Annotated in this window: 26 protein-coding genes; 13 read left to right on the top strand and 13 right to left on the bottom strand. The window is 66.3% G+C overall.

The window, feature by feature from the left end:
- Positions 1-519: 519 nt before the first annotated feature.
- The 3 genes from RBB31_RS13345 to RBB31_RS13335 form a co-directional block, all read right to left on the bottom strand.
- Positions 520-2,064: a sodium:alanine symporter family protein gene (locus RBB31_RS13345; RefSeq protein ID WP_306129795.1), complete on the bottom strand. Its 1,545-nt coding sequence runs from the start codon at positions 2,062-2,064 to the stop codon at positions 520-522.
- 40 nt (positions 2,065-2,104) lie between these two features.
- Positions 2,105-2,539, bottom strand: coding sequence for a universal stress protein (locus RBB31_RS13340; protein WP_306129794.1), 435 nt, complete (start codon positions 2,537-2,539; stop codon positions 2,105-2,107).
- 203 nt (positions 2,540-2,742) lie between these two features.
- Positions 2,743-4,227, bottom strand: coding sequence for an AMP nucleosidase (locus tag RBB31_RS13335; protein WP_306129793.1), 1,485 nt, complete (start codon positions 4,225-4,227; stop codon positions 2,743-2,745).
- 96 nt (positions 4,228-4,323) lie between these two features.
- Between RBB31_RS13335 and RBB31_RS13330 the strand changes: the two genes are divergently transcribed.
- Entirely contained in the window at positions 4,324-4,761 is a 438-nt protein-coding gene (locus RBB31_RS13330) for a VOC family protein (protein WP_306129792.1), read from the top strand.
- Positions 4,762-4,777: 16 nt separating this feature from the next.
- A complete protein-coding gene (locus tag RBB31_RS13325) occupies positions 4,778-5,644 on the top strand; it encodes an SDR family oxidoreductase (protein ID WP_306129791.1) in 867 nt (288 codons plus the stop codon).
- A gap of 214 nt (positions 5,645-5,858) precedes the next feature.
- On the opposite strand, the gene RBB31_RS13320 is transcribed toward RBB31_RS13325, so the two are convergent.
- The 5 genes from RBB31_RS13320 to RBB31_RS13300 all read right to left on the bottom strand — a co-directional run bounded on the left by RBB31_RS13320 (position 5,859) and on the right by RBB31_RS13300 (position 10,881).
- Positions 5,859-7,133: a folylpolyglutamate synthase/dihydrofolate synthase family protein gene (locus tag RBB31_RS13320; RefSeq protein WP_306129790.1), complete on the bottom strand. Its 1,275-nt coding sequence runs from the start codon at positions 7,131-7,133 to the stop codon at positions 5,859-5,861.
- Positions 7,130-8,092 carry an acetyl-CoA carboxylase, carboxyltransferase subunit beta gene (gene accD, locus RBB31_RS13315; RefSeq protein ID WP_306129789.1) on the bottom strand — a complete coding sequence of 321 codons (963 nt, stop codon included), beginning with the start codon at positions 8,090-8,092 and terminating at the stop codon, positions 7,130-7,132. The genes RBB31_RS13320 and accD overlap by 4 nt, the downstream gene beginning before the upstream one ends.
- Positions 8,093-8,153: 61 nt before the next feature.
- Positions 8,154-9,050 carry a CPBP family intramembrane glutamic endopeptidase gene (locus RBB31_RS13310; protein WP_306129788.1) on the bottom strand — a complete coding sequence of 299 codons (897 nt, stop codon included), beginning with the start codon at positions 9,048-9,050 and terminating at the stop codon, positions 8,154-8,156.
- 128 nt (positions 9,051-9,178) lie between these two features.
- Positions 9,179-10,513: an ammonium transporter gene (locus RBB31_RS13305; protein WP_306129787.1), complete on the bottom strand. Its 1,335-nt coding sequence runs from the start codon at positions 10,511-10,513 to the stop codon at positions 9,179-9,181.
- A 29-nt stretch (positions 10,514-10,542) separates the two neighbouring features.
- Complete coding sequence (locus RBB31_RS13300; protein ID WP_152490972.1) at positions 10,543-10,881, bottom strand: P-II family nitrogen regulator; 339 nt, start codon at positions 10,879-10,881, stop codon at positions 10,543-10,545.
- Positions 10,882-11,224: 343 nt separating this feature from the next.
- Here RBB31_RS13300 and RBB31_RS13295 point away from each other — a divergent pair, with 343 nt between their 5' ends.
- Positions 11,225-13,411, top strand: a complete 2,187-nt coding sequence (locus tag RBB31_RS13295) for a transglycosylase domain-containing protein (RefSeq protein WP_306129786.1) — start codon at positions 11,225-11,227, stop codon at positions 13,409-13,411.
- Positions 13,412-13,480: 69 nt separating this feature from the next.
- On the opposite strand, the gene RBB31_RS13290 is transcribed toward RBB31_RS13295, so the two are convergent.
- From RBB31_RS13290 to RBB31_RS13280, 3 genes are read right to left on the bottom strand one after another with little or no spacing between them, the layout of a single operon-like run.
- Positions 13,481-14,134: an isochorismatase family protein gene (locus RBB31_RS13290; protein ID WP_306129785.1), complete on the bottom strand. Its 654-nt coding sequence runs from the start codon at positions 14,132-14,134 to the stop codon at positions 13,481-13,483.
- 50 nt (positions 14,135-14,184) lie between these two features.
- A complete protein-coding gene (locus tag RBB31_RS13285; RefSeq protein ID WP_306129784.1) occupies positions 14,185-14,787 on the bottom strand; it encodes a phospholipid-binding protein MlaC in 603 nt (200 codons plus the stop codon).
- Positions 14,780-15,577 carry a VacJ family lipoprotein gene (locus RBB31_RS13280; protein ID WP_306129783.1) on the bottom strand — a complete coding sequence of 266 codons (798 nt, stop codon included), beginning with the start codon at positions 15,575-15,577 and terminating at the stop codon, positions 14,780-14,782. Before RBB31_RS13280 ends, RBB31_RS13285 begins: the two co-directional genes overlap by 8 nt.
- Positions 15,578-15,744: 167 nt before the next feature.
- Between RBB31_RS13280 and RBB31_RS13275 the strand changes: the two genes are divergently transcribed.
- The 8 genes from RBB31_RS13275 to RBB31_RS13240 all read left to right on the top strand — a co-directional run bounded on the left by RBB31_RS13275 (position 15,745) and on the right by RBB31_RS13240 (position 22,771).
- Positions 15,745-17,484, top strand: a complete 1,740-nt coding sequence (locus RBB31_RS13275) for a type I secretion system permease/ATPase (protein WP_306129782.1) — start codon at positions 15,745-15,747, stop codon at positions 17,482-17,484.
- Positions 17,481-18,788 carry an HlyD family type I secretion periplasmic adaptor subunit gene (locus RBB31_RS13270; protein WP_306129781.1) on the top strand — a complete coding sequence of 436 codons (1,308 nt, stop codon included), beginning with the start codon at positions 17,481-17,483 and terminating at the stop codon, positions 18,786-18,788. The genes RBB31_RS13275 and RBB31_RS13270 overlap by 4 nt, the downstream gene beginning before the upstream one ends.
- A 215-nt stretch (positions 18,789-19,003) precedes the next feature.
- Positions 19,004-19,465 (top strand): RidA family protein, encoded by a 462-nt coding sequence (locus RBB31_RS13265; protein WP_306129780.1) that lies wholly within the window; start codon positions 19,004-19,006, stop codon positions 19,463-19,465.
- A complete protein-coding gene (locus RBB31_RS13260; protein WP_306129779.1) occupies positions 19,462-20,229 on the top strand; it encodes a glycerophosphodiester phosphodiesterase family protein in 768 nt (255 codons plus the stop codon). The genes RBB31_RS13265 and RBB31_RS13260 overlap by 4 nt, the downstream gene beginning before the upstream one ends.
- A 60-nt stretch (positions 20,230-20,289) precedes the next feature.
- The gene (locus RBB31_RS13255; RefSeq protein WP_306129778.1) at positions 20,290-21,477 is read left to right on the top strand and encodes a GNAT family N-acetyltransferase; all 1,188 of its coding nucleotides are present in this window, start codon (positions 20,290-20,292) and stop codon (positions 21,475-21,477) included.
- On the top strand, positions 21,474-21,773 hold the full coding sequence (locus tag RBB31_RS13250) for a 4a-hydroxytetrahydrobiopterin dehydratase (RefSeq protein ID WP_152476232.1): 300 nt from the start codon (positions 21,474-21,476) through the stop codon (positions 21,771-21,773). Before RBB31_RS13255 ends, RBB31_RS13250 begins: the two co-directional genes overlap by 4 nt.
- A gap of 8 nt (positions 21,774-21,781) precedes the next feature.
- Positions 21,782-21,967: a hypothetical protein gene (locus RBB31_RS13245; RefSeq protein ID WP_306129777.1), complete on the top strand. Its 186-nt coding sequence runs from the start codon at positions 21,782-21,784 to the stop codon at positions 21,965-21,967.
- Positions 21,968-22,042: 75 nt separating this feature from the next.
- On the top strand, positions 22,043-22,771 hold the full coding sequence (locus tag RBB31_RS13240) for a hypothetical protein (RefSeq protein WP_306129776.1): 729 nt from the start codon (positions 22,043-22,045) through the stop codon (positions 22,769-22,771).
- 36 nt (positions 22,772-22,807) lie between these two features.
- On the opposite strand, the gene RBB31_RS13235 is transcribed toward RBB31_RS13240, so the two are convergent.
- The gene (locus RBB31_RS13235; protein ID WP_306129775.1) at positions 22,808-23,296 is read right to left on the bottom strand and encodes a peroxiredoxin; all 489 of its coding nucleotides are present in this window, start codon (positions 23,294-23,296) and stop codon (positions 22,808-22,810) included.
- Between the two features lie 91 nt (positions 23,297-23,387).
- On the opposite strand from RBB31_RS13235, the gene RBB31_RS13230 reads away from it, so the two are divergent.
- Both RBB31_RS13230 and rsmD read left to right on the top strand, forming a co-directional pair.
- A complete protein-coding gene (locus tag RBB31_RS13230) occupies positions 23,388-24,593 on the top strand; it encodes an NAD(P)/FAD-dependent oxidoreductase (protein ID WP_306129774.1) in 1,206 nt (401 codons plus the stop codon).
- The gene (rsmD, locus tag RBB31_RS13225) at positions 24,590-25,144 is read left to right on the top strand and encodes a 16S rRNA (guanine(966)-N(2))-methyltransferase RsmD (RefSeq protein ID WP_306129773.1); all 555 of its coding nucleotides are present in this window, start codon (positions 24,590-24,592) and stop codon (positions 25,142-25,144) included. Before RBB31_RS13230 ends, rsmD begins: the two co-directional genes overlap by 4 nt.
- Positions 25,145-25,248: 104 nt before the next feature.
- Here the strand turns inward: rsmD and RBB31_RS13220 are convergent, their stop codons facing one another.
- On the bottom strand, positions 25,249-26,499 hold the full coding sequence (locus tag RBB31_RS13220; RefSeq protein ID WP_306129857.1) for an FAD-dependent monooxygenase: 1,251 nt from the start codon (positions 26,497-26,499) through the stop codon (positions 25,249-25,251).
- Positions 26,500-26,587 lie beyond the last annotated feature (88 nt).

Raw genomic sequence — 26,587 nt, 5'->3', positions numbered from 1 at the left:
CGTCGTGATCGGTAGATCGGTCTTGCGGTAGGGGTAAGTCTGCTTTGCGGGACGAGGCGGACGTTCTGTACTGACGGTGAGGAGACGCGCATTGACGGGCCGTGGTGCGGCGAACCGACGATGGTGATGGGCAATTTATGCCCGCCAAGCACATCCAACCTGAGAGCGTGACACTTCACCTGCCAAATCGCCGTGCCGTCGCACCAAAGGTGCGCCAACTATAGTCGGCACGCCTCTGGCGTGACGGGACGGCCCGGCGATGCGCGGCGGGCTTCGCGCTTGTTCCGCGCGGGCGCTTTGTGAGTGTGGAACTTAAGGACTGGCACCGGACATTTGCGGCAACGCGAAATGCGATGGGGGCCTCTGTGTGCGGGTCTCGTTGCAAGGACATTGTCTTGCCGGTTCAAGGTTGACCTGCGCCCCTTGGCATCGGCGGCAGCCAACGAAAAAACCGCCCCCGCAGATCCTGCGAGGGCGGTGTCGTTGATGTGACGGTGCCAGTTCGGGGACCGCAGCGCCTTACTTGTACTTCCTGATCTCGCCCGAGCGCAGGCGCGCGGCGTAGCTTTGCAGCTCGCGCTTGACGATCGGCATCAGGAAGTAGAGGCCCAGCACGTTGACCACCGCCATGGCGAAGATCGCGGCGTCGGAGAAATCGATCACCGGGCCGAGGCTGGCGGCCGCGCCGATCACCACGAAGACGCAGAAGATCAGCTTGAACACCAGTTCTTTCGTCTTGCCCTCGCCGAAGAGGTAGGTCCACGCCTTCAGCCCGTAATAGGACCAGCTGAGCATCGTGGAGAAGGCGAAGAGGATCACGGCCAGCGCCAGGATGTACTTGAACCCGTCGATCGAGGACTGGAACGCCGCCGAGGTGAGCGCGACGCCGGTGTTGTCGCCCACCGTCTGGATCGCGGTGCCGGCCTCGTTCAGTACGAAAAGCCCGGTTTCGGGGTCGGTGATCAGCTGGTCGGTGATGATGATGACCAGCGCCGTCATGGTGCAGACCACGACCGTGTCGATGAAGGGCTCCAGCAGCGAGACGAAGCCCTCGGTGATGGGTTCCTTGGTGCGCACGGCCGAGTGGGCGATGGCGGCAGACCCCACGCCCGCCTCGTTCGAGAACGCGGCGCGGCGGAAGCCCTGGATCAGTGCGCCGACCATGCCGCCGGCGACGCCGAGGCCGGTAAACGCCCCCTCGAAGATGCGCCCGAAGGCGGTGCCGATCTGGTCGTAGTTCATCGCGATGATGATGAGCGCAGTGCCGACATAGAGGATGCCCATGAAGGGCACGACCTTTTCGGTGACGCGGGCGATGGACTTGAGGCCGCCGACGATCACGGCGAAGACGACCGCGGCCATGACGAGGCCGGTGACCCAGCCGGGATATTCACCGAAGACGTTGGTCAGCTGCGCATGGGCCTGGTTGGCCTGGAACATGTTGCCGCCGCCAAGTGCGCCCAGGATGCAGAAGATCGAGAAGAGGACCGCCAGGATGCCGCCGCCGAAGATGCCGCGTTCCTTGAAGCCCTTCGACAGGTAGTACATCGGGCCGCCCGAGACCTTGCCGTCGGGGTATTCGTTGCGGTATTTCACGCCCAGCGTACATTCGGTGAATTTCGATGCCATGCCCATGAGGCCGGCGAGGATCATCCAGAACGTGGCCCCCGGACCGCCGATGCCGATGGCGACCGCGACGCCCGCGATGTTGCCAAGGCCCACCGTGCCCGAAAGCGCCGTGGCGAGCGCCTGGAAGTGGCTGACCTCGCCCGCGTCGTTGGGATCGGAATAGTCGCCCTTCACGAGCGCGATGGAGTGGCCGACCCAGCGGAACTGCACCACGCCGAAATAGATGGTGAAGACGGTGGCGGCGATGACCAGCCAGCCCACGATCCAGGGAAAGTTCGTGCCCGGGAAGTCGGAGAAGATCAGGCTGACGAACCAGCCGGTGGAGTTGGCGAAGATCTCGTTGACGCGTTCGTCGACGGATTGCGCCAGGGCCGGAGCGCTGAGCGCCAGCAGGGCGAAGAGCGCCGCCAGGGGCGTCTTGAGTGAATGTTTCATCTGTGTCCCTCGATTTTCTTGTTGAATGCTTGGCACGTTGTCACGGCACGATGGTGACGGGCACCGGCGCGGCCTGCGCGAGGCTGCCCGCGACAGAGCCGAAGATCCGCGACGACAGCGCGGAATGTCCGGTGCGGCCGATGACGACCTGCTGAGCCTTGTTCTCGTTGATGATCTCGACCAGCGTGTCGGCGATGTGGCCATAGCGCAGGACCGTGGTGGCGGTGATGCCGGCATCGGCGAGCTGCTTCAGAACGGGTTTGAGCAGCGCCTCCTCGGCGCGGGCCAGTTCCTCCTTGCGGCGCATGTGCCGTTCCTCGAGCTCTTCCTTGGTGAGGAAGGAATAGGGCGACCATTCCAGCACGTGAGCAACGATCACCTCGGAACCTTGTGCCTTTGCCATCGTGATGGCGAAGTCGAGAGCCGCCTTGGCGCTTTCACTGTCGTCAAATCCCAGGACCAGTTTTTTTGACATTGTTTTCTCCTGTCGTGTCATTCCGGATCGGAATCCGAGCAGCGTAGACGTAAAACGCGAGTCGGCGCGAGTATTTTCAATCTATGTGGGCAGGGCGGTGCCATTGGGGGCGGGTGGCCGATCATCGTGTTCATTGGGGTGGCAAAGCGCAGGGAGGTCCCGGATCAAGTCCGGGACGGGTGTTCTTCGATGCCCGGTCGAGTCTAGAGGAACGCCGTTTCGTCGAAGCTGCGCAGTTTGCGGCTGTGGATGCGTTCCAGGGGCATGTCGCGGATATGCTCCATCGCGCGGATGCCGATCATCAGGTGGCGGGACACCTGCGTCTTGTAGAAATCGCTGGCCATGCCGGGCAGTTTCAGCTCGCCATGCAGGGGCTTGTCCGACACGCACAGAAGCGTGCCGTAGGGTACACGGAAGCGAAAGCCGTTGGCGGCGATGGTCGCGCTTTCCATGTCGAGCGCGATGGCGCGGGACTGGCTGAGGCGCTGGACCGGGCCGGACTGGTCGCGCAGTTCCCAGTTGCGGTTGTCGAAGCTGGCAACGGTGCCGGTGCGCATGACGCTTTTCAGCGCGTAGCCTTCCAGTTCGGTTTCCGCTGCGACGGCCTTTTCCAGCGCGATCTGCACTTCGGCCAGCGCCGGGATGGGCACCCAGGCGGGCAGATCGGCATCGAGTACCGCATCCTCGCGCAGGTAGGCATGGGCGAGGACGAAATCGCCCAGCGATTGCGAGTTCCTGAGGCCCGCGCAATGGCCCACCATGATCCAGGCATGGGGGCGCAGGACGGCGATGTGGTCGGTCGCCGTCTTCGCGTTGGAGGGGCCGACGCCGATATTGACCAGGGTGATGCCGCTGCTGTCCTTGCGCTTGAGGTGGTAGGTGGGCATCTGCGGCAGCTTGGAGGTGGGGCGCAGCACCTCGTCGGGGCCGGTGATGGCCGTGTCGCCGGGGCCGATGAAGCTGTCGTAGCCGCTGTCGGGATTGGCGAGCACCTTGCGGGCATAGGCCTCGAACTCGGCCACGTAGAACTGGTAGTTGGTGAAGAGGACGTGGTTCTGGAAATGCTCGGGCGCGGTGGCGGTGTAATGCGCAAGCCGGGCGAGCGAGTAGTCCACGCGCTGCGCCGTGAAGGGGGCGAGCGGCGCGGGGTCCTGCTGCATCACGGTGTAGGTGCCGTTGACGATGTCGTCATTGGTGGTCGACAGGTCCGGCACGTCGAAAAAGTCGCGCAGGGTGAAATCGGCCGCGCCCTGTTGAGGCACGGTGATGGCGGGGTCGTTGGCCACCGCGAAATGCACCGGCATGGGTGTGTCGGACAGCTGGATCGTGACCGGCACCTCGTGGTTGTGCAGCAGGAGGCCGATCTGCTGTTCGAGGTAGTTGCGGAACATCCGGGGCCGGGTGACGGTGGTGCTGTAGGTGCCGGGCTCGGCGAGGTGGCCGAAGCTGAGGCGGCTGTCGATCTTGGCATAGCTGGAGGTGCTGATGCGGATCTCGGGGTAGTAGGCGCGGATCGCCCGGTCGGGCTGGCCTTCGTGCATGGCGGTCTGGAACGCTTGGCACAGAAACTCCACCGCACCGTCATAGAGCGCGATCAGGTGGTCCACGGCGGCGGCGGCGTCCGAAAAATTTTGCGGCGCGGGGGCCTCGGGGCTGTGATAGCGGCCGAATTCGGCGGTGTGAGCCATGGTGTACCCGATACATTCAACTTTTGCGGGACACGTTGACAGAGCGGGATGCGGTTCGCAAGCTGGCGCGGATTTATCGCCGCAAGGGAGAGGCTTATGGATTTCGAGACGGTCACGCCGGAGGTGTTCGGCGCGTCGCTGCGGGGGCTGGGGCTGAACCTGCTGGTGCGCGACGTGCCGCGGGAAGCGGCGTTTCTGGAGGCCGTGTTCGGGATGACGGCCCATCGGGTGAGCGCGGATTTCGCGATCATGGCATATGGCGAGCAGTTGTTGCAACTGCATGCGGACGGGACCTATGCCAGCCATCCGTCGCTGAGCCTGGTGCCCGAGGGCGCGCCGCGCGGGGGCGGGGCGCAATTGCATCTGTTCGACAGCGACCCGGACGAGGCGGCGGCACGGGCCGAGGCGGCGGGCGGGCACGTGTTGCAGCCGCCGACGGACAAGCCGCATGGCCTGCGCGAGACCACCATCCTGTGCGAGAACGGTTATGCCTGGGTGGCGTCGCGGCCGCTGGAGGATATATCAGCCGGGTGAGGCACAGGAGAAACGCATGGGCAAGGTGTTGCTGTCTTTCGGGCACGGGTTTTCGGCGCGGGCGCTGGCCCGGCGGCTGATCCCTCAGGGCTGGCGCGTGATCGGGACGACCCGGACGGCAGAGAAGGCCGAGGCGCTGCGCAAGCAAGGCGTCGAAGGCGTGGTCTGGCCCGGCAGCGACCTGTCGGAGGCGCTGGGCGTGGCGACGCACCTGCTGACCTCGGTCAGTCCGGGGGAGGAGGGCGACCCGGTGCTGAACGCTTTGGAGGACGAGATCGCGGCCATCGCGGGGCGGCTGGAATGGGCCGGCTACCTGTCGACCACCGGGGTCTATGGCGACCACGAGGGCGAGTGGGTGACCGAGGACACGCCGCTGGAGCCTTCGACCGAGCGCGGTCAGAGGCGGGTCGTGGCGGAGGCGGCCTGGGCGGCGATACCGGACCTGCCGCTGCATATCTTCCGGCTGGCGGGCATTTATGGCCCCGGGCGCGGGCCGTTCGAGAAGGTGCGAAAGGGCACGGCGCGGCGGATCATCAAGCAAGGCCAGGTGTTCAGCCGGACCCATGTCGAGGACATCGCGCAGGTGCTGGAGGCGTCGATCAAGCGGCCCAATCCGGGTGCGGCCTACAACGTCTGCGACGACGATCCGGCGCCGCCGCAGGATGTGATCGGCTATGCGGCGGAATTGCTGGGGGTGCCGCTGCCGCCGGCGGTGGATTTCGAGGAGGCGGACATGAGCCCTATGGCGCGGTCGTTCTATGCGGAATCGAAGCGCGTGGACAACAGCCGGATCAAGGACGAGTTGGGGGTCGCGTTGATCTATCCGGATTACCGGGCGGGGTTGACCGCGTTGTTAGGAGACGAAAGCGCGCGCAAGGGGTGAGGCGCGGCGCGTGGGTTTTCACCCACCCTACGAGGTCCCGGATCAAGTCCGGGACGGGCGCGGCCTTGGTGTCATTCAGGCTGAAAATCCAGACGGTCCTGCCGATCGCTGCCCGCGGTATGTGAGTATTTCGGGAACAATGAAAGGTTTGGTCTCCCCCGATTTTCACTGTTCTTCAAATACTCATGCCGGCGATACGACAAAACGCACCCGATTAGCCGTTTTCGCGCAGGATCGCGCCGGCGAGATAAAGCGAGCCGCAGATGAGAATGCGCGCGGTTGGGTCTTTCGCCGCGATGCCCTCGATGGCGGCGCGGGCGTTGGGCGCGGTACCGGCGAACAGGCCCGCGTTGGCGGCGGCGGTGGCGGTGGCGTCGGCGGGAAGGGTGTTGGCCTCGCCGGGGATGGAGATGGCGGTGAGGCTTTGGGCGACACCGGCGAGCGGCGAGAGGTAGCCCGAGATATCCTTGGTGTTGAGCATGCCGCAGACGAGGTGCGTCGGTCGCGGTGGCAGCGAAGAAAGATGCGCGGCCAGGGCGCGGCCCGCGGCGGGGTTGTGGCCGCCGTCGAGCCAGAGTTCGGCCTGCGGTGCCGCCTCGGCCAGCGGGCCGGTGGAGAGGCGTTGCATCCGGGCGGGCCAATGGGCGTGCGTGACCGCCGCCTCGAGCGCGGCATCGCCAAGGTGCAGGTGACGCAGGGCGGCGAGGGCGGCGCCCGCGTTCTCGTACTGGTGCGCGCCGGGCAGGTTGGGCAGAGGCAGGTCGCGCAGGCCGGTTTCGTCCTGGTAGATCAGGCGACCGCGCTCGGTGGTGACATGCCAGTGCTGGCCGTGGGCCAGAAGGGGCGCGCCCAGTCGCCTGGCGGCGGCCTCGATGGCGTCCATGCCTTCTTCGTCCTGTGGGCCGACGACGCACGTGACGCCGCGTTTGAGGATGCCGGCCTTTTCCATCGCGATCTTGGCCAGCGTGTCGCCCAAGTATTGCTCGTGGTCCATCGACACGGGCGTGATGATGGTGAGCGCGGGCTTGGCCACGACATTGGTGGCATCGAGCCGTCCGCCCAGGCCCACTTCGAGCAGGGTGTAATCGGCGGGCACGCGCGACATGGCGAGGATTGCGGCGCAGGTCGTGATCTCGAAATAGGTGATCGGCGCGTCGCCGTTGGCGGCGTAGCACTCGTCGAGCACTTCGGTCAGGTGCGGCTCGGTGATCAGCTCGCCGGCCAGCCGGATTCGTTCGTGAAAGCGGGCGAGGTGGGGCGAGGTGTAGGCGTGGGCGGTCTTGCCCGCCCCTTCGATGCCTGCGCGGATCATGGCGAGCGTCGAGCCCTTGCCGTTGGTGCCGGCGATGTGGATTACCGGGGGCAGGGCATCCTGCGGGTTGCCGAGCGCGTCGAGCAGGCGCCAGACGCGGTCGAGCGTGAGGTCGATGATCTTGGGGTGCAGGGCCATCATCCGGTCGAGGATGACGTCCGATGTGGGGGCGGTCATTTGTCGGATGTGTCCGCGGATTGCTCTTCGCCCGTGTCGGGCTGTGCCGCGCCCTGCGCCTCGTCCTCGAGCGGGAGCTCGGGGGCGGGAAGGTCGGCGGTGACGGCGGGGGGCAGGTTCAGGAGCATGCGCAGGATGGAGATGAGCTCGGCGCGCATCTGGCCGCGGGGGGTCACGCGGTCGAGCATCCCGTGGTCGAGCAGGTATTCGGCGCGCTGGAAGCCCTCGGGCAGTTTTTCGCGGATCGTCTGTTCGATCACGCGTGGGCCCGCGAAGCAGATCAGCGCGCCCGGTTCCGCGATATGCACGTCGCCCAGCATGGCGTAGGAGGCGGTGACGCCGCCGGTGGTGGGGTGGGTGAGCACGACGATGTAGGGCAGTCCCGCCTCTTTCAGCATCTGCACGGCGACGGTGGTTCGGGGCATCTGCATCAGCGACAGGATGCCTTCCTGCATCCGCGCGCCACCGGCGGCGGAAAAGAGCACGAGGGGGCGCTTGAGCTTCACCGCCTCTTCGGCGGCTGCGATGATGGCGTTGCCGACATACATGCCCATGGAGCCGGCCATGAAGGAGAAATCCTGCGCCGCCGCCACAATGGGGGTGCGGCCGATTTCGCCGGAGGCCACCAGCATCGCCTCGGTTTCACCCGTGGCCTTTTGCGCGGCGCGCATCCGGTCTGGATATTTCTTCTGGTCGCGAAAGTGCAGCGGGTCGGGCGTGGGCTGGGGCACGGCGACCTGGGTGAAGGCGCCGCCGTCGAAAAGCGCGGTGAAGCGGTCGCGCGGGGTGATCGCCATGTGGTGGCCGCAGGACGTGCAGACGTTGAGATTCTCGCGCAATTCGCGGTGGAACAGCATGGTTCCGCACTCTTCGCACTTGGTCCACAGGTTCTCGGGGATCTCGCGGCGCGAGAAGATCGAGTTGATGCGCGGACGCACGTAATTGGTGATCCAGTTCATCGGTGGCCCAGTTCCCGTTGCAAATCGCCCTTGAGATAAGCCGTGCGCGGGGGAAATGCAATCAGACGCGAAGGGCGAGGCGCGCAGTGAGCCAGCTGACGAGCAGCAGCATCAGGTCGAGCGGGGCCCAGACCCAGAGCGTGTCGGTATCGTCAAGCGCGAAGGGGTAGGTGTAAAGCGCCAGGCCGTCGAGATTGTTCTCGGGCGCGACCACGAGGATCGCGAAGAAATTGTTGACGAAATGCAGGCCGAGGGCGGCGCCGATGGTGCCGGTGCGCGCCGTGAGGTCGGCCGCGGCGATGCCGAAAAGCGTGGCCCAGCCGACGATCAGCCAGGTGGCGTCGCCGTTCATGATCGGGTCGTAATGCAGCAGGCCGAAGAGGATCGAGGGCACGATGAGCCAGACCCGGGGGCTGGCGAAGCGGGCGGCGAGCTGGCTTTGCAGGTAGCCGCGAAACACCAGTTCCTCGGCGCCGGTCTGGATCAGCAGCGCGGGCAGGGCCAGCGGCAGGAAGCTGAGCCAGAGGGAGGGGTTGAGGTTGGTCTCGGGCACGAGATCGGGGGTGGCGGGCAGGAGCAGCGACAGCGCCACGTGCAAGCCCACCATGTAGAGGCAGACGCGGCCGAAATGGTGCCGCGCGCGCCCGGGATCGCCGATGAAGCTGGGCAGGGTGCGGTTGTGAACCGTGCGCCCGGTGATGGCCAGTGCGAAGAGGATGAAGCCGAAGACATAGAGATTGGCCAGCACGCCGTAGGGTGTGTCGCCGCGTTCCAGCGCGGTCACGGTGTCGTCCATCGGCGTGCCGGGCACGATCACGTTGAGCAGCGCCGACGTGGTGAAGATCAAGGACAGGAACAGGACCGACAGCATCACCGCGCCGAGCACGAGGCGCACGAGCGATGCCGTGGGGCGGGCCGCGGCGACCAGGGCTTCGTGCGGGCGGTAGGCGTCGGACATGGGATCAGAGCTAGGGCGCGAGGGCATCGACCGCAATGGCGTTCGGGGTTTGCGGCACAAGAAAAAACCCGGGCGCGAACGCCCGGGTCAGGATCAAGGGTCGGGAGGACCCATCTCTGTCAGCGGTCTCAGCCCTTCGAGAACTCGGGGTAGGCTTCCATCCCCAGTTCGGACATGTCGAGACCTGCGATCTCTTCCTCTTCGCCGACGCGGATGCCCATGACGGCCTTGAGGATGAACCAGATGATCAGGCTGGCCACGAAGGTGAACACACCGTAGGCCACGATGCCGGTCAGCTGGGTGATCAGGTTGGCGTCGCCGTTGTAGAAGATCACGGCGATGGTGCCCCAGATACCGGCGAAGAGGTGCACCGGAACGGCGCCGACCACGTCGTCGATTTTCAGCTTGTCGAGCATCGGGATCGTCAGGACCACGATCACGCCGCCCACGGCACCGATCCAGAGCGCACCGAAGAGCGTGGGTGCGAGCGGTTCCGCGGTGATCGAGACAAGGCCGGCCAGGGCGCCGTTGAGCACCATGGTGAGGTCCGGTTTCTTGTACATCACCTGGCTGAGGATCAGCGCGGTCACGGCACCGGCCGCGGCGGCCATGTTGGTGTTGGCGAAGATGCGGCTTACGTCGGAGACGTCACCCACGGTGCCCATGGCAAGCTGCGAGCCGCCGTTGAAGCCGAACCAGCCGAGCCACAGGATGAACGTGCCGAGAGTGGCGAGCGCCAGGTTGGAGCCGGGCATCGGAGTGACCTTGCCGTCCTTGCCGTACTTGCCCAGGCGCGGGCCCAGCACGATGGCGCCTGCCAGAGCGGCCCAGCCGCCCACGGAGTGCACCACGGTGGAGCCGGCGAAGTCCTGGAAGCCGGCGGCGTCGAGCCAGCCTGCGCCCCATTTCCACGAGCCCGAGATCGGGTACATGAAGCCGGTCAGGATGACGACGAAGATCAGGAACGGCCACAGCTTGATCCGTTCGGCCAGCGCGCCCGACACGATCGAGGCGGTGGCAGCGACAAAGACCAGCTGGAAGAAGAAGTCCGAGCCGACCGACGCGTAATCGAGCGCGGCGTCCGCCGCGGCCACGCCCACCGGATCGAGCACGGTCTGACCGCCGATGGCGAAGTAGCCGTTGAAGTCGCCCGGATACATCGTGTTGAAGCCGACGAGCCAGTACATGATCGCGGCAATCGAGAAGAGCGCGATGTTCTTGGTCATCTGCATGGTGACGTTCTTGGAGCGCACCAGCCCGCCTTCGAGCATGGCGAAACCCGCGGCCATGAAGAACACCAGGAAGCCGGCCATGCAGAACAGCAGGGTCGTCATGATGTAGGGGCCGATTTCGTCGAAGCCAGGTGCGGCTGCTTCGGTCTCGGCGGCTTCCTGAGCGAAGCCGAGTTGGGGCAGGACCGTGATTGCGGTTGCGGCGAGCCCCAGATGAATAAAGCGTTTCATTGTGATGTTATCCCTTCTATCGCGCGTGTTCAAAGCGCGTCATCGTTGGTTTCGCCGGTGCGCACGCGCATGGCCTGTCCGATATCGAGCACGAAGATCTTGCCGTCGCCGATCTTGCCGGTGCGCGCTGTCGTCGCGATGGTCTCGACCACCTGGTCGACCATGCCGGCGGTGACGGCGATCTCGAGCTTGATCTTGGGTACGAAGTTCACGGCGTATTCCGCGCCGCGGTAGATCTCGGTGTGGCCGGATTGCGAGCCGAAGCCCTTGATCTCGGTCACCATCATGCCGCGCACGCCGATCCCCGTCAGCGCTTCGCGCACATCTTCAAGCTTGAACGGCTTGATGGTTGCAATGATGAGTTTCACAGATGTCCCTTTCGGTTGCTTGGGCGAGGTTGGTTTCGCTGATGCAGAAAGTGACGGAGATGCGGCGGGCTGGAAGGGTGAGCGGCGAGGAAACGGGCGGAAATCGACGAGTTATGCACAAATTATGCGCAAATATGCGTATATGACTAATAAATGTGCGATTAAGAATCATATTTGGGGCCCTACCCTAGGCGGTATGTCGCCGAGCGCGGCCACCGGGCGGCCGGGCGGATCACAGGCCGGGGTGACGCGGTGCAGAGGGCCTGCGATGCATTTCGGGGGTCTACTTTCGGGTTGAGGACCTGTAAACTGCCGCAAAACCAGAGGTCCGGGCAGGTAGGGCATGGGAAATCAGGGGCGAAAAGCGCCGCGACTCGTTGCAGACAGGCGATACGGCAAGACCACGAAGGCACCGGCAAAGGGTCGGTCCGCGACGGCTGCGCGCAAGCCGGCGAAACCCCTGCGCACGCAACGCAAGAGCGGTGGCGGTTCGGGCGGCGGGCGCGGCCCGGTGGCGTGGATCAAGCGCCTGTTCCGCTGGATCCTGCGGCTGATCTGGGTGGTGACGTGGCGCGTGGCGGCGGTGCTGTTGCTGGTGACGGCGCTTGCGGTGGCTTACGTCTATGCCGGGTTGCCGGACGTGCGGGCGCTGCTGGACGGGCGGGCGCGCGGGTCGGTCACGATGCTGGACCGCGAGGGCGACGTCTTTGCCTGGCGCGGCGATCAGTTCGGCGGCGTGGTGACCGCCGACACCGTCAGCCCCGACCTGCGCAACGCCGTGCTGGCCACCGAGGACAAGCGGTTCTACAGCCATTTCGGCCTGAGCCCGCGCGGCATCGCCAGCGCCATCCGCATCAACCTGAGCGAGGGGCGCGGGCCGCTGAGCGGTCATGGCGGCTCGACCATCACGCAACAGACCGCGAAACTGCTGTGTTTGGGCGTGGAATACGACGAGAGCGAGTGGGAGAGCGAGGCGGATTACGTTCAGGATTGCCGCCGCGGATCGCTGAGCCGGAAGGCCAAGGAAGCGATCTATGCCATGGCGATGGAGGCGAAGTACTCCAAGAACGAGATCCTGTCGATCTATCTCAACCGGGCCTATTTCGGCGGTGGCGCCTTTGGTGTCGAGGCCGCGGCGCAGCGCTATTTCGGCGTCAGCGCGCGCGAGGTGAACGCGGCGCAGGCGGCGATGCTGGCGGGTTTGCTGACCGCGCCGACGCGGCTGGCGCCCACGACCAACCTGGAACGCTCGCAGGCGCGGGCGGCGACGGTGCTGCGGTTGATGAACGAGCAGGGCTACCTGACCGAGGCCGAGGAGCAGGCCGCCCAGGACAATCCCGCCACCCTGTCGGAGGCCGCCGAGGCGCAGGCGGGGGGCTATTTCGCCGACTGGGTGATGGACAGCGGACCCGAGCTTTTCACCCGCGACACGACCGAGGACGTTATCATCCAGACGACGCTGGACCAGCGCATGCAGCGCGCCGCCGAGGAGGCGCTGGACTGGATCTTCGAGAACAAGGTGAGCGACGGGTCCGAGGCGCAGGCGGCGATCGTCGTCATGAGCGCCGACGGCGCGGTGCGGGCCATGGTGGGCGGCCGCAAGTCGCGCGTCACCGGCGCGTTCAACCGGGCCACGATGGCCAAGCGGCAAACTGGATCGGCGTTCAAGCCCTTTGTCTACGCCACCGCGCTGGAACTGGGCTACGAGCCGAACTCGATGGTGGTGGACGAGCCCTATTGCCTTGATATCACGGGCTCGGGCCGGTGGTGCCCGGACAATTACGACAACAAGTTTCACGGCCGTGTGCCGCTGATCACGGCGCTGGCGGAATCCTACAACATTCCGGCCGTGAAGGTGTCGGAAAGCGTGGGGCGCGACCTGGTGCGTCGCATTGCCAGCGATTTCGGAATCGACAACGAACTGGCCGATGGGCCGGCGCTGGCGCTGGGCGCGTCGGAAAGCACGCTGCTGGAGATGACGGGCGCATACGCCGGGATCCTGAACGGCGGCTCGTCGGTGACGCCTTACGGGCTGGTCGAACTGAAGCTGTTGGGTGACGACGCGCCGCTGATGCGCAAGAGCGGGGGCATCGGCGAGCGGGTGATCCAGCAGGAGGCGGCGCAGAAGCTGATGGGCATGATGTACGAGGTGGTGCAGTCGGGCACCGGCGCGCGCGCCAAGCTGCCCGACCGGCAGGCCGCGGGCAAGACGGGCACGACCCAGGCGGCGCGCGACGCGTGGTTCCTGGGCTTTACCGCGGATTACGTCACCGGCGTGTGGATGGGGTATGACGACAATACCCCTCTGAAGGGTGTGACCGGTGGCGGCCTGCCGGCGGATATCTGGCGCGAGACGATGGTACGGGTGAACGAGGGTGTTCCGGTCAGCGACCTTCCGATGATCCGGGTCGAGCCGCAGCCGCAGGTGCAGCAGCAGCCCCGCACGCAGACGCAGCCGCGCCAGGACAGGGGCAACACGATCAACCGGATGCTGAAAGAGCTCCTGGGGCCGGCCCACGGGGGGCAGTGAGCCGCGTTTGCCCTTGGCCTCGGGGCAAGGGCCGCGGCTGCGCTCCGGTCCGGCCTGCCGGGGCGCGTTCTAAGCCGAGCGCAGTTCCGGCCGTTGGCTCTGCGCCTCGTTTCCCTGCGCGCGGGTCAGGTCCGGCGCGCCGGACGCCAGAAGCCGGACGATCTGGCCGGATGTCAGGGCGGTGCAGAATTCCCCGTGCATCGCCGCGACCGACAGGTCATGCACCAGTTCCGGGTCGTGATCGACCCCGTTCAGATCGAGCCGGTTGCAGGTCGCACAGGCATCGTGGGCGAGATACACGTCGAACCCCATGTTTCCGGCCATGCGGACGGAGGTTTCCACGCAGAAGTTGGTGAAATAGCCGGCGACGACCAGCCGGGTGATGCCCGCCCGTCTCAGGTGCAGTTCCATCGGCGTTCCGATAAAGGCCGAATTGACGCTTTTCTCGATCACGATGTCGTCCGGCCCGATCTCGAGCCCATCCAGTTGTGCGCCGGTCGGCAGCGACAGCTTCAGCGGGCTGTCGGGCTCGATACTGTCGTGCCGGGTAAAGGCCACAACCCGACCTGCCTGGCGAAACGCGGTGAGAAGGTCGATAAGGCGCGCATGACAATCGGGATTGTTCATGCGCCCGGTCTTGCCGCCCCAGTGCCCGAAGTCGTGCACGCCCTTCTGGACGTCGATCAGCAACAGGGCGGTTTCTTTTCCGAATTGATCAATCATGTTCACGCATCCAGTCTGACAAGGGCTTTCACAGGTGGCCGGCGCCGGGGTCAGCCGGCGCGTTGCACGTCCGCGATGAGTGCGTCGATATTGCCGCCGTTGCGGTCGAGCATGGCGCCGATCTCGGTGCGCTCGCTGAGCCGCAGGCTGACGCCCTCGATCACCATATCGAAGAACAGGTCGCGGCCCGAGCGGTCGGAGACCAGGAAAAGCACGGTGAAGGGCGACTTGCCGCGCAGCTTCACCGTCGAGCGGACCTCGTGCCAGGATTTGACCTGGCGCACGCCCGTCACTTCGATCTGGCCGCCGATGAACTCGCGGAACCGCTTGCCGTACTTGCGGGCGATATAGCCCTGGAAGGCAGCGGTGAAAGCCCGCATCTGGGCCGAGGTGGCGCGGCGCGAATCCGCACCCAACGTGGAGCGGGCGATGATGTTCACGTCGGCATAGCGGGCGAAGATGCGTTCGAATTCGCCGATCATGGCGCCGGTCGACCTGCCCGAGGCGATGACGCGGTTGATATCGGCGACGACCTGGTCGATGAGGCCGCGGGCGCGGGCTTCTGTCAGGGCAAAGGCGGGGGTTGCGGCAGCGGGCAGCAGCGTGGCCGCCGCGCCGGCCCCGATCAGGAAACGTCTGGAAATGTCATTCATCGTAGGGGTCCTCCAGCGGCGTGCCGAGTTCGGCATCATAAGGATCTTCCAGCGCCCCGCCCGAGCCTCCGCCCAGCTTGAAGCGCCTGTTCTGAATATAGAGCGACCGCGCCTGAGCGTAACTGTCGGCGCTGTCGTAAAGGATGGAATCGATGGTGTCGGCGTAGCGGCCCCGGTCCGACAGGCCGGTCGCGGCGGAGGCGACGGTGCCGTAGTAGTTCTCGGGCTCGTCGAGCACATAGGTCAGCGGGTTGGTGAAGAGATCGACGATCCTGCCCGCCGCCGCGCGCTCGGTCGAGGGGCCCAGCAGGGGCAGCTCGATATAGGCCCCCTCGCGCACGCCCCAGACATGGAGCGTCTGGCCGAAATCGGCGTCGGTGGCCTGGGGCATGTTGAGTTCGGACGCGGTGTCGAACAGGCCGCCCAGCCCGATCGTGGTGTTCACGAGGAAGCGGTAGGTATCTTCGGTCGCGCCCTTCATGTTGCCTTGAAGGATGTTGTTCACCACCGCGCCGGGGATCGACAGGTTGAAGGCGAAACGGCCGATCATGTTCTCGACATCGTCGGGAATGAAGCCGGAATAGCCCTTGCCGGCGGGGCCGACCAGGTTTCTGTCCAGCGCCCGGTTGAAGGCGTGCGTGCGGCGGTTTTCCTCTTCGTAGGGATCGAAGACCTGGCCGGCGGGGTGGCCCGCCGGGGTCGGCGTGCAGCCCGGAGCCGCGAGGGCCGCGACAAGCGCAAGGCAGGCCGCGAACAGCTTCGGTTGACGGAAAGACGAGAAATGTGGCAACGGTCAGACTTTGGTTAAGCTATTGCGGGCATACATAAACAAACTGCTGAATTTACCCAGATACATCGACGTGTAGGCGATGTCCTGTGGCAGAACGGTGACAATGGTAGTAAGGCGGATCGGGGTATCGTTCAAGCGACGATGTGAGGGCGCGCGGAAGGGTCGGGATGCAACTCAGCAAGGCGAGACTTGATGCAGGCCGCGAGGAACTGCGCGCCGCCCGCCGCGAGAGCCGCGGGCTGTACTGGTTCGTCGGGATCTTCAGCTTTTTCGTCAACCTGCTGATGCTGACCGGGCCGCTCTACATGTTGCAGGTCTATGACCGCGTGCTGGGCAGCCGATCGGTCGAGACACTGATCGCGCTGAGCGTGCTGGTGGTGTTTCTTTACGGCATGATGGGCCTGCTGGACTATGCCCGCGGGCGGATCATGGGCCGGGTCGCGGCGCGGTTCCAGGCCCGGCTGGACCGGCGGGTGTTCGACGCGGTGATCCGCAAGGCGGCGGTGGCCCCCGACGAGCATACGGAAACGGGGTTGCGCGACCTGGAGGCCGTGCAGCGGCTGATGTCCTCGCCGGTGCTGATGGCGATTTTCGACTTGCCGTGGACGCCGGTCTTCCTGGCCGGGATCTGGCTGTTCCACCCCTGGCTGGGGGCGCTGGCGCTGATCGGCGGGGGGGTCATCATCCTGATCACCGTGGTCAACCAGTGGGTCACCCGCCAGCCGGCGATGAAATCGGCGCGGGCCACGGGCGCGGCGGAAATGCTGTCCAACCAGATCCGCAACGAATCGGAAATGGTGCAGGCGATGGGGATGCGCGACCAGGCGTTCTCGCGCTGGCAGAAGGCTCGGGACGAGTCGCTGAAATCGCAGATCACGTCGTCGGACCTTGTCGGCACGTTCACCACGACGACAAGGACCTTCCGGCTGTTCCTGCAGTCGGCGATGCTGGGGCTGGGGGCCTACCTGGTGTTGCAGAACGAGTTGACGCCCGGCGCGATGATCGCGGGGTCGATCCTTATGGGCCGGGCGCTGGCGCCGGTCGAGCTGGCCGTCGGGCAGTGGGCGCTGGTGCAACGGGCCGTGCAGGGCTGGCATTCGCTGACCGAGCTGCTGGCGCTGGTGCCGCCCGAGCAGCCGCGCACGCCGCTGCCCAAGCCCAAGGCGCTGTTGCAGGTGCAGCAGGTGACGGTCGTGCCGCCGGGCGACCAGCAGGCGGCGCTGAAGACCATCAGTTTCACTGTCCTGCCGGGCCAGGCGGTGGGCGTCATCGGTCCCTCGGGTGCCGGCAAGTCGACGCTGGCACGGGCGCTGACCGGGCTGTGGCGGCCCGCCGGCGGGCGCATCCGGCTGGATGGCGCGTCGCTCGATCAGTTCGAACCGCGCGTGCTGGGCGAGCATATCGGGTACCTGCCGCAGCGGGTGCAGCTGTTTGAGGGGACCATTGCCGAGAACATCTCGCGCCTGGCCGAAGAGCCGGACGCCGCCAAGATCGTCGAGGCGGCGAAGAAGGCCGATGCGCACGACATGATCCTGAAGCTGCCCGACGGCTATGACACGCGGGTCACCGCCGGGGGCGGGCGCCTGTCGGGTGGCCAGATGCAGCGGATCGGGCTGGCGCGGGCGATGTACGGCGACCCGGTGCTGGTGGTGCTGGACGAGCCCAACTCGAATCTCGACAACGAGGGCAGCGAGGCGGTGAACCACGCGATCCGGGAGTTCAAGGCCGATGGCAAATCGGTGCTGATCATGGCGCACCGGCCCGCGGCGATCCGGGAATGCGACCAGTTGCTGATGCTTGAGAACGGCATGGTGCGGGCGTTCGGGCCCAAGGACGAGGTGCTGAAGGACGTGGTGAAGAACGCTGGGGAGATTACCGCCAGCGCCCTGCCGGGAGGTGTGCGATGAGCCACGACAAGCGCAAGGCGTGGTCGGTGCGGACGCCGATGATCGTCGGGGTGAGCGGGCTGATCATTCTGCTGGGCGGCTTCGGAACCTGGGCCGCGGTCACCGAGATTTCGGGCGCGGTGATCGCCGGCGGCCAGATCGTGGTCGACCAGAACCGCCAGGTGGTCCAGCACCCGGATGGCGGCGTGGTGGCGGCAATCGAGGTCGACGAGGGCGACACGGTGGAGGCCGGACAGGTGCTGTTGCGGCTGGACCCGACGACCCTGCGGTCGCAACTGGCGATCACCGAGAACCAGCTTTTCGAGCTTCAGGCGCGGCGCGGACGGCTGGAGGCTGAGCGCGACGAGCGCGACGAGATCACCTTTCCCGACCTGGTGACAGAGGTGGCCGCGCGCAATGACGAGGTGGCCGGGCTGCTGGACGGGCAGCGGCGTCTAATGTCGGCGCGCAACGAGACCGTGGCGAGCGAGATTTCGCAGCTGGAAAAGCGGCGCGGCCAGATCGCCAACCAGATCGAGGGGATCGAGGCCCAGCAGGACGCATTGGACGAGCAACTGGCGCTGATCGAGCAGGAATTGAGCGACCAGCAGTCGCTGTTGGACCGGGGCCTGGCGCAGGCCTCGCGCGTCCTTGCCCTGCAACGGGAAAAATCGCGTTTGCTGGGCCAGTTGGGGGAGCTGGCGGCGCAGGTGGCACAATCGGAAGGCCGGATCACCGAGATCGACATCGAGACGCTGAAGCTGGGCACGCGACGCCGGGAGGAGGCGATCACGACCTTGCGCGACTTGCAGTTCCGCGAGCTGGAACTGCTGGAGGAACGGCGCGCGCTGATCGAGCAGATGAGCCGGCTGGACATCACCGCGCCGGTGGGCGGGGTGGTTTACGGCTTGCAGGTCTTTGCGCTGCGGTCTGTCATCCGGCCGGCCGATCCGATCCTTTACGTGGTGCCGCAGGACCGCCCGCTGATCATCAACGCGCAGGTCGAGCCTACGGATATCGACAAGCTGTTCGTGGGCCAGGAAGTGACCCTGCGGTTTTCCGCGCTGGATCAGCGGACGACGCCGGAACTGATCGGGCAGGTGGTGCAGATCTCGGCCGATTCGTTCCAGGACGACAACACGCGGCAAAGCTATTACCGGGCCGAGATCGCACTGAGCGAAGGCCAGCGCGAGCGCCTGCCGGAAGATGTGACGCTGATCCCCGGCATGCCGGTGGAGACCTTCATCCGCACCGCCGACCGCACGCCGCTGGCCTACCTGACGAAGCCGCTGACGGATTACTTCGCCAAGGCGTTCCGCGAATAGGCGGTGCGCCTGCGGCGCGCAGGGTGTCTCGGCGTCCCTTCGGGACGTCTCGGGGCGCGTGGCGGGCGTGACGTTTGGGTGTAAAGAGCGGGCCCCGGGGCCGGTGACAGGGTCTGAGCATTTTTCGCAAGAATAAGCCCGGGCCGGCTTTTGCGGTTGCATCGGTGTCGCGACGGGCTAGCGTGCGCGTCGAGACAACCGAGGAGATCGGAACCATGGGTAAATTCGAGGACAAGCTGGCAGAGATGGGCGTGACCCTGCCGGAGGCGGCCGCACCGGCGGCGAATTACGTGCCGTATGTGCAGGTGGGCGACATGCTGTACGTATCGGGGCAGTTGCCGAAGCTGGGCGACGAGATGATGATCGGCAAGCTGGGCGACGACATGGACGTGGCCGAGGGTGCGGAAGCGGCGAAGGCCTGCGCGATCAACCTGCTGGCGCAGGTCAAGGCGGCGTGCGGCGGCGACCTCGACCGACTGAAGCGCGTGGTGAAGCTGGGCGGGTTCGTGAACTCGACACCCGATTTCACCCAGCAGCCGCAGGTGATCAACGGCGCGTCGGATTTCCTCGGCGAGGCGCTGGGCGAGGCGGGCAAGCACGCGCGGGCCGCCGTGTCGTCGCCGGCGCTGCCCTTTGGCGTGGCGGTCGAGATCGAAGGCGTGTTCCAGATCGGATGACGCGGCTGGACCCTGCCTTTCTGCGCGCGCCGCTGGCGCATCGGGCGCTGCATGACGTGGGCTGCGGCCGGCCCGAGAATTCGCGCGCGGCCGTCGCGGCGGCGATACGCCACGGCTATGGCATCGAGATCGACCTGCAACTGAGCCGGGACTGCGCGGCGATGGTGTTTCACGATTATGACCTGAAGCGTCTGACGGGGCAATCCGGGCCGGTGCAGCAGCGCGAGGCGGCCCAGCTGGGAAAGCTGCCGCTTCTCGGTGGCGACGAGGGGATACCGACGCTGCCCGAGGTGCTGGAACTGGTGGCGGGCCAAGTGCCGCTCTTGATCGAACTGAAGGACCAGCAGGGGCAGATGGGCCAGACCGACGGGCGGCTGGAGGCCGCGACGGCGGTGGCGCTGCGGGAGTATGCCGGGCCGGTGGCGGTGATGTCGTTCAACCCCGAAATGATGGTGGCGATGCGCGATCTTGCGCCGGACGTGGTGCGGGGCATCGTGAGTTGCGACTACGACGCCGCGGATTGGACCCTGCTGCGCTCGGACGTGCGTGAGCGGTTGCGGGAGATCCCCGATTATGACCGCGCGGGGGCGTCGTTCATCAGCCACCAGGCGCGGGATCTGGGCCGGTCGCGCGTGGCGGAATTGCAAGGCGCGGGGGCGGACATCCTGTGCTGGACGATCCGCTCGCCACACCAAGAGGCAGAGGCGCGGCGCGTCGCGCAGAACATCACCTTCGAGGGGTACCTGCCGGCGATTCCCGCTTGAACCGGCGCGGGCCGGCCACAGATTGAAGGCCATGATTTCCGAAAGCGAAGAGCGGCCCTGATGGACGGCGGATCGGTCCTTGTGAGCGTCTATGAAAGCCTGGGCGACGTGGCGCAGGCCGACTGGGACGCCTGCGCCTGCCCGGAGGTTGCGGAGGGGCGCGGGGCGGAAGATCCGTTCACGACCTACCGTTTCCTGAAGGCGCTGGAGGACAGCGGCTCGGTCGGGACCGGCACGGGATGGCAGCCGCATTACATGGTGGCCGAGATGGACGACCAGGTGATCGCCTGCGCGCCGCTTTACGTCAAATCCCACAGCCAGGGCGAGTACATCTTCGACCACAACTGGGGTCATGCCTATGAGCGCGCGGGGGGGCGGTATTATCCCAAGTTGCAGGTGGCGGTGCCGTTCACGCCGGTCACCGGGCGGCGGATGCTGACCCGGCCGGGATACGAGCAGCCGGGGCGCGACGCGTTGATGCAGGCTGCCGTCAGCATCGCGAACCGCAACGCGCTGTCGTCGCTGCATGTCACCTTCTGCACGGAGTATGAGCGGGAAGTGGGCACCGCGATGGGCCTCTTGCCGCGGATCACGCAGCAGTTTCACTGGCTGAACCGGGGCTACGGAAGCTTTGACGATTTTCTCGGGTCCCTGAGCTCGCGCAAGCGCAAGAACATCCGCAAGGAGCGGGCGCAGGCACAGGGCTTCGGCGGCGAGATCGTGCAGCTGACCGGGGACGCGATCCGGCCCGAACACTGGGAAGCGTTCTGGGAATTCTATCAGGATACCGGGGCGCGGAAATGGGGGATGCCGTACCTGACGCGCGAGTTCTTCGACATCGCGCAGGAGCGGCTGCGCGACGATATCCTGCTGGTGATGGCATTGGAAGACGGCGTGCCGGTGGCCGGCGCGCTGAACATGATCGGGCGCGACGCGCTTTATGGCCGTTACTGGGGGTGCACGGCGCATCACCCTGCGATGCATTTCGAACTGTGCTATTATCAGGCGATCGACTATGCGATCGAACACGGGCTCTCGCGCGTCGAGGCGGGCGCGCAGGGCGAGCACAAGCTGGCCCGCGGATACCTGCCGGTCGAGACCCATTCGCTGCACTGGTTTCGCGACCCGCCTTTTTCCGATGCGGTGGCGCATTACCTTGAGGCGGAACGGGATGCCGTGGCAGAGGATATCGAGATCCTGACGAGCTTCGGCCCGTTCAGGAAAGCAAACGTGGAGGAGCAGGAATGAGTGAGAAGTTGAGCGATACGGCGCGGAAAACGACGCTGGAGCCGCTGTTGGAGAGCGGCTGGGAAATGGTTGAAGGGCGTGATGCGATCCACAAGACCTTTGAGTTCGCCAATTTCGTCGAGGCGTTCGGATTCATGACCCGCTGCGCGATCTGGGCCGAGAAATGGGACCACCACCCGGAATGGTCGAATGTCTACAAGACGGTCGAGGTGACGCTGACCAGCCATGACGTGGAAGGTTTGAGTTCGCGCGACACCAAGCTGGCGCGGAAGATGGACAAGCTGGCCGAAGGCTGAGCGCCGCAATGGCGTTGCGGATTGTCGAAGGTGTGGTGGCGGCGCTTGACCTGCGCGGGCTGGACGATCCGCCCGATGCGGAAGGGTTTTCGAAGGACGTTCTGAACTCGTATTTCGCGCAAGGCGGCGTGGACGTGTCGCTGGTGTGGGTCGGGGCGGATCTGTACGCCAAGACGATGCGCCATCATCAATAGAACCTCGGAGCCCCGCAGCGGGTCACGGTCGCGCGGATCGCAGAGGTTGACCTGGGCGGAGGGACGGCGACCGAGGTGGTCTATGCCAAGGGGCGGCCCGTGGTGGACCCGGACGATCCCGAGCGGATCGTGGAGGGGCGCGAGCTGACGTGGCAGTATCTGTGGCCCGGCGATGACGGTGGCAGCCATGCCATGCTGACGATCTGGCGGGCGGGGGCTGGCAATCTGTCGGCGCTGGAGATTGGCTTTGCCGAAATGCTCGCGCGGTGGCGGGCGGGTGCGCCTCTGCCGGGGGCGTTGTACGATCTGCGTCAGGCGGTCGAGGATGGATGGCTGCTGCTGACGGGCGTTGCCGTGGCGGGGACAGAGGTGCCGTTTGGCCGCGTGCGTGTGCCGGTGTTTCATGGGCACGAGGACTGGGCCGTGGTGGTGTCGCCATGGGATGGCGGCGCGGTCGCGGTCCGCGCGGCGCTGGTGCTGGAGGTGCCGGGCGTGCGGCAGTCCGAGGGGCTGGCGGCGGAACTGTCTGTCATCGAGGCGTGGCTGGCGCGGTGGGACGCCGTGCTGGGGCAGATGCAGCGGTGTGTGGAGGCGGCGGGGCAGGCCTTTGCCGGTGCCGTGCAAAGCGCGGCGGATGATACGGATCCGGGCGGTGGGCTAATGCTGTTCGATGCGGCGATGGACGAGACGGGCGATGCGCTGGCGCTGCGCTTCGTCTCGGAGTGGCCGGACGGCGATACGCACGAGGGCACGGTGCGGATCGACGTCACGGGACGCGTGTTGGCCGTGGAGGTGGAAGGATAACCGGGGCGCGGACGCGCCCCGGCCTGACCTGACGGATCAGATCGCGTCGAGCAATGCTTCTCCGGCGGAGGTTTCGCAGACGCCGGGGTTGTCCTCGACATGCAGGACCTTGACGGTGCCGTCCTCGACCAGCATCGCGTAGCGCTTGGACCGCGTGATGAGGCCCACGGGCGGCGCGGTGAAATCCATACCGACGGCCTTGGTGAATTCCGACTGAGGATCGCCCAGCATGGTGATCCCGGCGTCGGTGGCGCCGGTGTCCTTGCCCCAGGCGTCCATCACGAAGGCGTCGTTGACCGAAATGCAGATCACCTCGTCCACGCCCTTGGCGTCGAAATCGGCCTTGGTGCGGATGAAACTTGGCACGTGGGCCGAGTGGCAGGTGGGGGTGAAGGCGCCGGGCACGGCGAAGATCGCGACCTTCCGGCCTTTGACCTTGTCGGACAGGGCGACTTCTTCGGGGCCGTCGGAGCCCATCCTGAGGAGGGTCGCGTCGGGGAGTTTGTCGCCGGTTGTGATCGTCATTGTCGCATCCTGTCTTTCGTTTGCGTTTCGAATACCTGTAAACATAGCCCCTGAAGGCCCGAGGGCCATGTTGAAAGTTGCAGGAGGGCACATGTCGGGGATCGTTGTCGTGGGCGCGGGTCAGGCGGGCAGTTCGCTGGTGGCGAAGCTGCGGACGCTCGGGTACGAGGGCAAGGTGACGCTGATCGGCGAAGAGCACGCGCCGCCCTACCAGCGGCCGCCCTTGTCGAAGAAATACCTCTTGGGCGAGATGGAGCTGGAGCGGCTCTATCTGCGGCCCGAGAGTTTCTATTCCGAGAACATGATCAACCTGCGGCTGGATGCGGCGGTGACGGCGATTGACCGTGCCGACAAGGTGGTCGTCGCGGGCGGGCACGCGTTGCCCTACGAACACCTGGTGCTGACCACCGGATCGGTGCCGCGGCGGTTGCCGCCCGCGATCGGCGGGGCGCTGGAGGGTGTCTACGTGGTACGCGATCTGCGCGACGTGGACAGAATGGCGCCGGAGTTTCGCGAAGGCGCCAAGGTGCTGATCGTGGGCGGCGGGTATATCGGGCTGGAAGCGGCCGCCGTGGCCGCCTCGAAAGGGTTGCAGGTGACGCTGGTCGAGATGGCGGACCGGATCCTGCAGCGCGTGGCGGCGAGGGAGACGTCGGATTATTTCCGGGAGTTGCACCGCTCGCGCGGTGTGGACATTCGCGAGGGTGTCGGGCTGGACCGGCTGACCGGCGAGGGGCGAGTGAGCGGGGCGCTGTTGAGTGACGGCAGCGAGTTGGCGGCGGATTTCGTGATCGTGGGCGTGGGGATCACCCCCGCCACGGCGCTGGCCGAGGCTGCCGGCATCGAGGTCGAGAACGGCATCAAGGTGGATGCACACGGCCGCACGAGCGATCCGTCGATCTGGGCCGCCGGGGATTGCGCGAGCTTTCCCTTCCGGGGCGAGCGCCTGCGGCTGGAGAGCGTGCCCAACGCCATCGACATGGCGGAATGCGTGGCCGAGAACATCATGGGCGCGGAGAAGACCTATGTGCCGCAGCCGTGGTTCTGGTCGGATCAGTATGACGTGAAATTGCAGATCGCGGGGCTGAACGTGGGGTATGACCGGGTGGTGACGCGCGACAGCGAGGGCGGCATTTCCTTCTGGTACTACCAGGGCGACACGCTGTTGGCGGTGGATGCGGCCAATGACGCGCGGGCCTACATGGTGGGCAAGCGGTTGATCGACAACGGAAAGACCGCCGATCCGGCGGTGGTGGCGGACCCGGGCGCGGACCTCAAGGCGCTGTTGAAGGCGTGAGGATCATCGGCGGCGAGTTTCGCGGGCGGCGGCTGGCCTCTGTTGGCAAGGGGGACGAGGGCGCGCGGCTGCGGCCCACCTCGGACCGGGTGCGCGAGAGCCTGTTCAACGTGCTGATGGCACGGTTCGGGGACCGGGTGGAAGGCGCCGTGGTGCTGGACCTTTTCGCCGGGACCGGGGCGCTGGGGCTGGAGGCGTTGTCGCGTGGGGCCGCGCGTGCGGTGTTCGTGGAAAGCGGGCGGGTGGGGCAAAGGCTCATTCGGGAGAATGTTGCGCTGTGCGGTGTTGCGGACCGGGTGACGCTGGTTGGCCGGGATGCGCGCAAGCTGGGGGCCGCGACGGAAGCCTGCGGGCTGGTGTTCCTCGATCCACCCTATGGCAAGGGCCTGGGCGAGGCGGCTTTGGGCGCGGCGATGGCGGGCGGATGGGTCGCGCCGGGGGCCTTGGTGGTCTGGGAGGAAGGCGGCGCGGTGGCATTGCCGGAGGGGTGGAGCCTGCTCGATGAGCGGGCGTATGGGGATACGGTGATCAGGGTTCTGCAAGCGGGGTAGGGCGCATTTTGGTCAGACGCGTGGGTTTTCACCCACCCTACGCGTTGCGCGGCCGTCATCTTCGGATTTGATCCGAGAACCCCATTGACCGGAGCGCTGCCGGTTCAGCCCTTCATCAACTCCGGCAGGTCGCCGGTCAGGCCCGCCGCCTCGCGGATGAATGTGCGGCGCAGGCCGGGCATGGCCGAGAGCGCGCCCATGCCGATATCGCGCGCGGCGCGCAGGAGGGGGTTATCGTTTGAAAAGAGCCGGTTGGTGAGGTCGGTCGTCACCGCCAGCGTCGCTGTGTCGAAGCGGCGCCACTGCTGATAGCGGGCGAGCACATCGGCGGCGGCGAAATCCTCGCCCCGGCGGGTGGCCTCGGTGAGGACCTGGGCCAGCGCGCCCACGTCGCGCAGGCCGGCGTTGAGGCCCTGGCCGGCGATGGGATGCATGCCGTGGGCGGCATCGCCGATCAGGGCCAGGCGGTCGGCCACGAAGGCGTTGGCGAGCGTCAGGCTCAGCGGGTAGGTAAAGCGCTTGCCGCGCAGGGAGATATCGCCCAGGAAATCGCCGAAGCGGGGGCGCAGCACTTCCATGAACTCGGCATCGTTCAATGCGGCGAAACGGGCCGCCGTGGCCTCGGTCTCGGACCAGACGATGGAGCTGACATTGCCGGGCAGGGGCAGGATGGCCAGCGGGCCGGGCGGCATGAAGAACTGGTGCGCGATGCCGTTATGCGGCAACTCGTGCGCGATGGCGGCCACCAGCGCGGTCTGGCCGTAGTTCCACCCGGTGCGGGCGATCCCGGCGCGTTGCGCGGTGCCCGAGGCGCGGCCGTCGGAGCCGACCAAGAGGCGTCCCGAGAGGGTCTTGCCCGAATCCAGTGTCAGGGTAACGCCGGAGGTCGTGACATCCTGCGCGGTGACGGTGTCGGTGACTTGGCGGATGCGGTCGTCGGCCTTCATCGCCTCGAGAAAGGCGCGGCGGAGGTAGCGGTCCTCGAGCATGTGGCCCATCGGGCCTTCCTCGATCTCGGCATGGTCGAAATGCAGGAAGAAGGGGGCGGCGCCTTCGCCGGCGCGGCCATCGGAGACCTTGATTTCCAGCATCGGCTGGGCGTTTGCGGCTACCCGCTCCCAGATGCCGATATTGGCCAACAGACGCACCGAGGCCAGCGCAAGTGCATAGGCGCGGCCATCGAAGGCGGCGTTCTTGCGCACGGTCTGGTGCAGGCTGTCGATCACGGTGACGCTCAGCCCGGACTGCGCTGCGGCCAGCGCCAGCGCGGGGCCGGTAAGGCCGCCACCGACGATCAGGATATCGCTGTCATGGTCCATGCGGTTCAATATGTCGGCGCGGGCCGGATTGTCCATGTGTGGCGGCATCAATTGTCCGGCGGGCTTGCGTTGCGCAGGGTCATCTGCATTCATGCAGGCGATTTTGCATGGGCGCGGAGGACCT

The sequence above is a fragment of the Roseovarius sp. MMSF_3350 genome (assembly GCF_030733425.1).
GTDB lineage: Bacteria > Pseudomonadota > Alphaproteobacteria > Rhodobacterales > Rhodobacteraceae > Roseovarius.
Note: the sequence above shows the minus strand (reverse complement) of the source record. Positions and strands in the feature narration are given on the sequence as shown.